The sequence below is a fragment of the Rhizobacter sp. genome, assembly GCF_035702065.1.
In the GTDB taxonomy this organism is placed as follows: domain Bacteria; phylum Pseudomonadota; class Gammaproteobacteria; order Burkholderiales; family Burkholderiaceae_C; genus Rhizobacter.
Genome location: NZ_DASSRA010000259.1, coordinates 1 through 4932, shown reverse-complemented (window position 1 = coordinate 4932; position 4932 = coordinate 1). Strand labels below are relative to the sequence as shown.

Annotated in this window: 7 protein-coding genes; 5 read left to right on the top strand and 2 right to left on the bottom strand. The window is 66.7% G+C overall.

Translation table 11 applies throughout. From position 1 onward, the window contains the following. The 5 genes from tmk to VFL64_RS11980 all read left to right on the top strand — a co-directional run. The coding region (gene tmk / locus VFL64_RS12000) for a dTMP kinase (RefSeq protein WP_489540609.1) at window positions 1–414 on the top strand (414 nt) is incomplete at its 5' end. Then, on the top strand, window positions 408–1451 hold the full coding sequence (gene holB, locus VFL64_RS11995; protein ID WP_489540608.1) for a DNA polymerase III subunit delta': 1044 nt from the start codon (window positions 408–410) through the stop codon (window positions 1449–1451). The genes tmk and holB, both read left to right, overlap by 7 nt. Continuing rightward, window positions 1448–1852: a PilZ domain-containing protein gene (locus tag VFL64_RS11990; RefSeq protein ID WP_489540607.1), complete on the top strand. Its 405-nt coding sequence runs from the start codon at window positions 1448–1450 to the stop codon at window positions 1850–1852. Before holB ends, VFL64_RS11990 begins: the two co-directional genes overlap by 4 nt. A gap of 28 nt (window positions 1853–1880) precedes the next feature. Beyond that, window positions 1881–2669, top strand: coding sequence for a TatD family hydrolase (locus VFL64_RS11985; RefSeq protein WP_489540606.1), 789 nt, complete (start codon window positions 1881–1883; stop codon window positions 2667–2669). Window positions 2670–2876: 207 nt separating this feature from the next. Then, window positions 2877–3095, top strand: a complete 219-nt coding sequence (locus VFL64_RS11980) for a hypothetical protein (RefSeq protein WP_489540605.1) — start codon at window positions 2877–2879, stop codon at window positions 3093–3095. A 63-nt stretch (window positions 3096–3158) separates the two neighbouring features. Here the strand turns inward: VFL64_RS11980 and VFL64_RS11975 are convergent, their stop codons facing one another. After that, window positions 3159–4292, bottom strand: coding sequence for an NAD(P)/FAD-dependent oxidoreductase (locus VFL64_RS11975; RefSeq protein ID WP_489540604.1), 1134 nt, complete (start codon window positions 4290–4292; stop codon window positions 3159–3161). Beyond that, window positions 4292–4932, bottom strand: a 641-nt coding sequence (locus VFL64_RS11970) for an NAD(P)/FAD-dependent oxidoreductase (RefSeq protein ID WP_489540603.1), incomplete at its 5' end; no start/stop codon positions are given. The genes VFL64_RS11970 and VFL64_RS11975, both read right to left, overlap by 1 nt.

Below are 4932 nucleotides of genomic sequence, written 5' to 3'. Positions count from 1 at the left end.
GTGTTCGCCGCCCGCCGTGACCACATCCAGCAGGTGATCGCCCCGGCACTCGCCCAAGGCCACACGGTGCTGTGCGACCGCTTCACCGATGCCACCTTCGCCTACCAGGGCGGTGGCCGCGGGTTCGATACCGCAGTGCTTGCCACGCTGGAAACCTGGGTGCAGCAAGGCCTGCAACCCGAGCTGACCTTCTGGTTCGACCTGCCCGCCGAGACCGCCGCCGAGCGCCGCGCCGCCGTGCGCACGCCCGATCGCTTCGAGCAGCTCGACGTCGCCTTCTTCAACCGCGTGCGCCAGGGTTACGCGTCGCGCATGCAGCAGTCGCCACAGCGCTTCGCCCGGCTCGATGCCGCGCAGTCGCGCGAACAGGTGTGGGCGCAGATCGTGGCGCACATGGAGCAACGAGGGTGGTAGGGCCGGACGGTGCTCTGCCGCTGCCCTGGCTGGGCACGCCGCTGCAAGAGGCCTTGCGCACGCAGCGCGGCCACGCCTTGCTGATCCACGGCCCGCAAGGCATCGGCCAGTTCGAACTGGCGCTCACGCTGGCGCAGGCCTGGCTGTGCGAAACCCATCCCACGCAGCAGCCTTGCGGCACCTGCGCGAGCTGCCGTCTCGTCCAGGCCCATTCGCACCCGGATCTGCTGGTGCTGCTGCCCGAAGCCTTGCGCGAACCCCTGGGCTGGGGCGGCGGTGATGAATCCGATGAGGGCGAGGGCAAGGCCTCCAAGGCCAAGCCCAGCAAGGAGATCAAGGTCGAGGCGGTGCGTACGGCCGTGGCCTTTGCGCAGAGCACCTCGGCGCGTGGCCAGCGCAAGGTGGTGCTGATCCACCCGGCCGAGCGGATGAACGCCATCGCCGCCAACACCTTGCTCAAGACGCTGGAAGAGCCCCCGGGCGACGCCCGCTTCGTGCTGAGCTGCGGCGCGCCCGATGAACTGCTGCCCACCATCCGCAGCCGCTGCCAAGCCGTGCCCATGGCTTTGCCGCCGACCGAGGTGGCCGCTGCCTGGCTGGCCCAGCAGCAGGTGGCGCAGCCGGCCGTGCTGCTGGCCGCTGCCGGCGGGCAGCCGCTGGAGGCGCTGGAGTGGGTGCGCGAAGGCGTCGATGCCGTCGCCTGGACGCGCTTGCCCAAGCAGCTGGCGGCGGGCGAGGTGGGCTCGCTCGCCTCCTGGCCGCTGCCGCGCCTGGTCGATGCCCTGCACAAGCTCTGCCACGACGCCATGTGCCTGGCCTGCGGTGCGCCGCCGCGCTACTTTCCGCCGGCGGCGCTGCCCACCGGCGCGGCACTGCCGGCGCTCAACGCCTGGTCGCGCGAACTCCGCCGGACCCTGCGCCATGCCGAGCATCCGTGGAATCTGCCCGTGATGGTGGAATCCTTGGTACTTCAGGCCCGCGAAGCCCTGGCCGCACCCGCCTCAGGCAAACCCCATTCGGTACACTCCGGCCGATGAGCGAAGCCCCCGTTCCACCCGTTCGAACCGCCGGCAACGTGACGCCGGGCTCGGCCGCTGCGGCCCGGCCCAGCGTGATCCAGCTGGTCTTCCGCGAGAAGGGCGCGCTGTACGCGGCCTACATTCCCATCTTCACCGACGGCGGGCTGTTCGTGCCGACCACCCGCGAGTACAAGCTCGGCGAAGACATCTACCTGCTGCTCTCGCTGCCCGACGACCCGCAGCGCTACCCGGTGGCCGGCAAGGTGGCTTGGATTACCCCGGTCAACGCCTCAGGTGGCCGCACACAGGGCGTGGGTGTGAAATTCCCCTCGGACGACAAGACGCGCGTGCTCAAGCTGAAGATCGAGGAAATCCTCGGTACCTCGATCCAATCGGCCAAGCCGACCCAAACGATCTGATCCCGCGGCCCTGCAGGGCTGCTGCGCGATGTTTGTTGATTCCCACTGCCACCTGAGCTTTCCCGAGCTGAGCGAGAAGCTTGCCGACATCCGCGCCGCCATGGCCGCGGCAAAGGTCGACCGCGCGCTGTGCATCTGCACCACGCTGGAAGAGTTCGAGCAGGTGCATGCGCTGGCCATGGCTTACGACAACTTCTGGGCCACCGCCGGGGTGCACCCCGACAACGAAGGCGTGCGCGAGCCAAGTGCCGGCGATCTGATCGCGCTGGCGCAACGGCCGCGCGTGGTCGGCATCGGCGAGACAGGCCTCGACTACTACCGCCTGAACGGGCGCAGCATCGCCGACATGGCCTGGCAGCGCGACCGCTTCCGCGCCCACATCCACGCCTCGCAGACCACCGGCCTGCCCTTGGTGATCCACACCCGCAGCGCCTCCGACGACACGCTCTCCATACTGAAGGAAGAGGGCGCCGGCAACGGCGTCTTCCACTGCTTCACCGAGACCCTCGACGTGGCCCGCGGGGCGCTCGATCTGGGCTTCTACATCTCGTTCTCGGGCATCCTGACCTTCAAGAACGCGGCCGATCTGCGCGAGGTCGCGCGCTTCGTTCCGATGGACCGTTGCCTGATCGAAACCGACAGCCCCTACCTCGCGCCCGTGCCCTACCGTGGCAAGACCAACAACCCGTCGTACGTGCCCTTCGTGGCCAAGCAGATCGCGGAGTTGAAGGGCTGCAGCGCCGAGCTCATCGGCGAGCAGACAAGCCGCAATTTCGAGCGGCTCTTTCCGGTCAAGAAAGACGCTGACAGAGCGTGATTTTTGACCTGAAGTAAAACTTCAAATAAGTAATGTAAATATATGTCGATAAACAACTTTATCGACAGAAATTCGACATCACGGAGTCGCCTCACCTGACACGCTTGTCAGGGAAATTCCGACCCTCGCTTTGGTGCCCCGCCGACTGCTCCTTCGAAGCGCGCGCGCCTACATTGTTTGCACCGTCACAGTTCTTTGGAGCTGACCATGCAGACCGCTGAGATCCTTTCGAACCCGTTCTCTCTGATGATGAATCCGGCCGAAGTCTTCCAGGCCCTGGAGCGCTCGCCGCGCCTGGACCGTCTGCAACGGCGTGTCTGCCGTCCGCTGGACAAGCCGCTGATCGCGCGCAAGGAAGGCGCTCCGAACGACATGAACGACTACGACCGCGCCATCGACGCCGAGATCGAAAGCGACGAAGCCTGAACGTTCACCGGGTTGAGCGGGCGTCGTGAGACGCCGCTCAACACCCCACGCTTTCTCTTCGCTTCAGCGGTACCTGCGCAGGTACAGCTTCTCGAACCCGCGCTTGGCCCAGTGAAGCGGCCGCATCGGCGGCAGTACCAGGTTCCTCTCGGGTGTGCGCAGCACGAGCATGCCGCGGTCGAGGCCATCGACGATGCAGGCGAGTTCCACCTTGAACCTCGCCGAGACCGCATCTCCACGCAATTCAGACAACAGGTTGTTGGCCGCGGCCACGGCCTGCAGATCGGCCATGTGAGCCTGCTTGGGCATCCAGTCGGGGCCGGGGAAGCTTCCACCATCGCCGGCCACGTAGGTGCATGCCCAGCCGGGCACGCGGCAGTGCTCGTCGGCCTTCAACAGGCCGCCCGCGGAGCGGGGCAGCTCGGTGCTGTCGAGCCAGGCACTGCCAGTGAGACCGGGCATGAAGAGGATCAACTCCGCCGCGATCTCGCCGCCCTCGGTGACCACCTTGTCGGCTTCGAAGCGCACGAGCTTGTGGCCCAGGTGGGTGGAGATGCCGCGGCGCGCCATCTCCTGCAAGAGGCCTTGCACCGCCGCCTTACCGAGCCGGTTGCCGGGTTCGGCCGCGGGGCTGAAGAACACCAGCTTGAAGCGTTCGCGCCGGCCTTCGCGGCGCAGCTGCTGGTCGATGCCGAACAGGAACTCGAACATCGGCCCGCCGCGCATCGAACTCGGCTCGTTCGGGTTGCCCGCAAAGCCGACGGCGATGGTGCCGCCTTGCATGGCCTGCAGCCGGTCGCGGATGCGCTCCGCCGCGGCCACGCCTTCACAGGGCGTGATGCTGTGTTCGATGCCCGGCAGCTTCTTGATGAAGCGGCCTCCGGTGGCGACGATCAGCCCATCGTTCTCGATGTCGCCCTGCGTGGTGTGCAGCAAGCGGCCTTCCCGGCTCACGCCTGTGGCCTCGGCGGCGACGAAACGCACGCGCTGCCGCTCCAGAAAGCTGTGCAGCGGAATGATCAGGTCTTCGCGCCGCCGCAGCCCGCTGGGGATCCAGATGATCCCGGGCAGGAACTGCAACTCGGGCCGCGGCGAGACGAGGGTGATGTCTGCCGTGGGGCTTTGCTTGCGCAGCCGGCGGATGGCGCTGAGCCCGGCAAAGCCCGAGCCGACGATGGTGATGCGCGGCGTGGCCATCAGCTGCGTTCGGTCAGCCGCGTGATGCCCAGCGCCTTGAGCACGTACTTCTCGTACACCGGTTCCGAGCTGCCGTTCTTCATCTTGTAGAGGAAGTACTTCTCGAAGGCGATCTTGGCCAGGTGCACCCACTTGCCCTTCTTGAACCAGTTCACGTTGCGCGGCGGGATCTGCGGCAGCGCCACGAATGCGGCGCCGGTGTCGCCCATGTCGGCCAGGCAGATCGCGTTCCACGTGCCCTTGGCGGTGGCGGGCTCGCCTTTGATCTCGGCCACGATGTTGTGGACGATGGCCGTCACCATCGACTCGATCATGTAACCCGTTTTGGGCGCACCGGTGGGCACCGGCGTGGCTTCGACCGGCGGGATGGCCACGCACACGCCGGCCGAGAAGATGTTCTTGTACTTCCTGCTGCGCTGGTGTTCGTCGATCAACACGAAGCCGCGCGGGTTGCACAGCCCCTCGACGGCGGCCACCGGGTCCACGCCCTTGAAGGCGGGCAGCATCATGCTGTACTTGAAGGGCAGTTCGTGCTCGCGCTTGACCTGACCCATGTCGTCGAGCTCGGTGACGAACATCTTGCCGGCCTCGACCTTGGTGACCTTCGCATTGCAGATCCACTTCACGTCGTGGTTGCGGA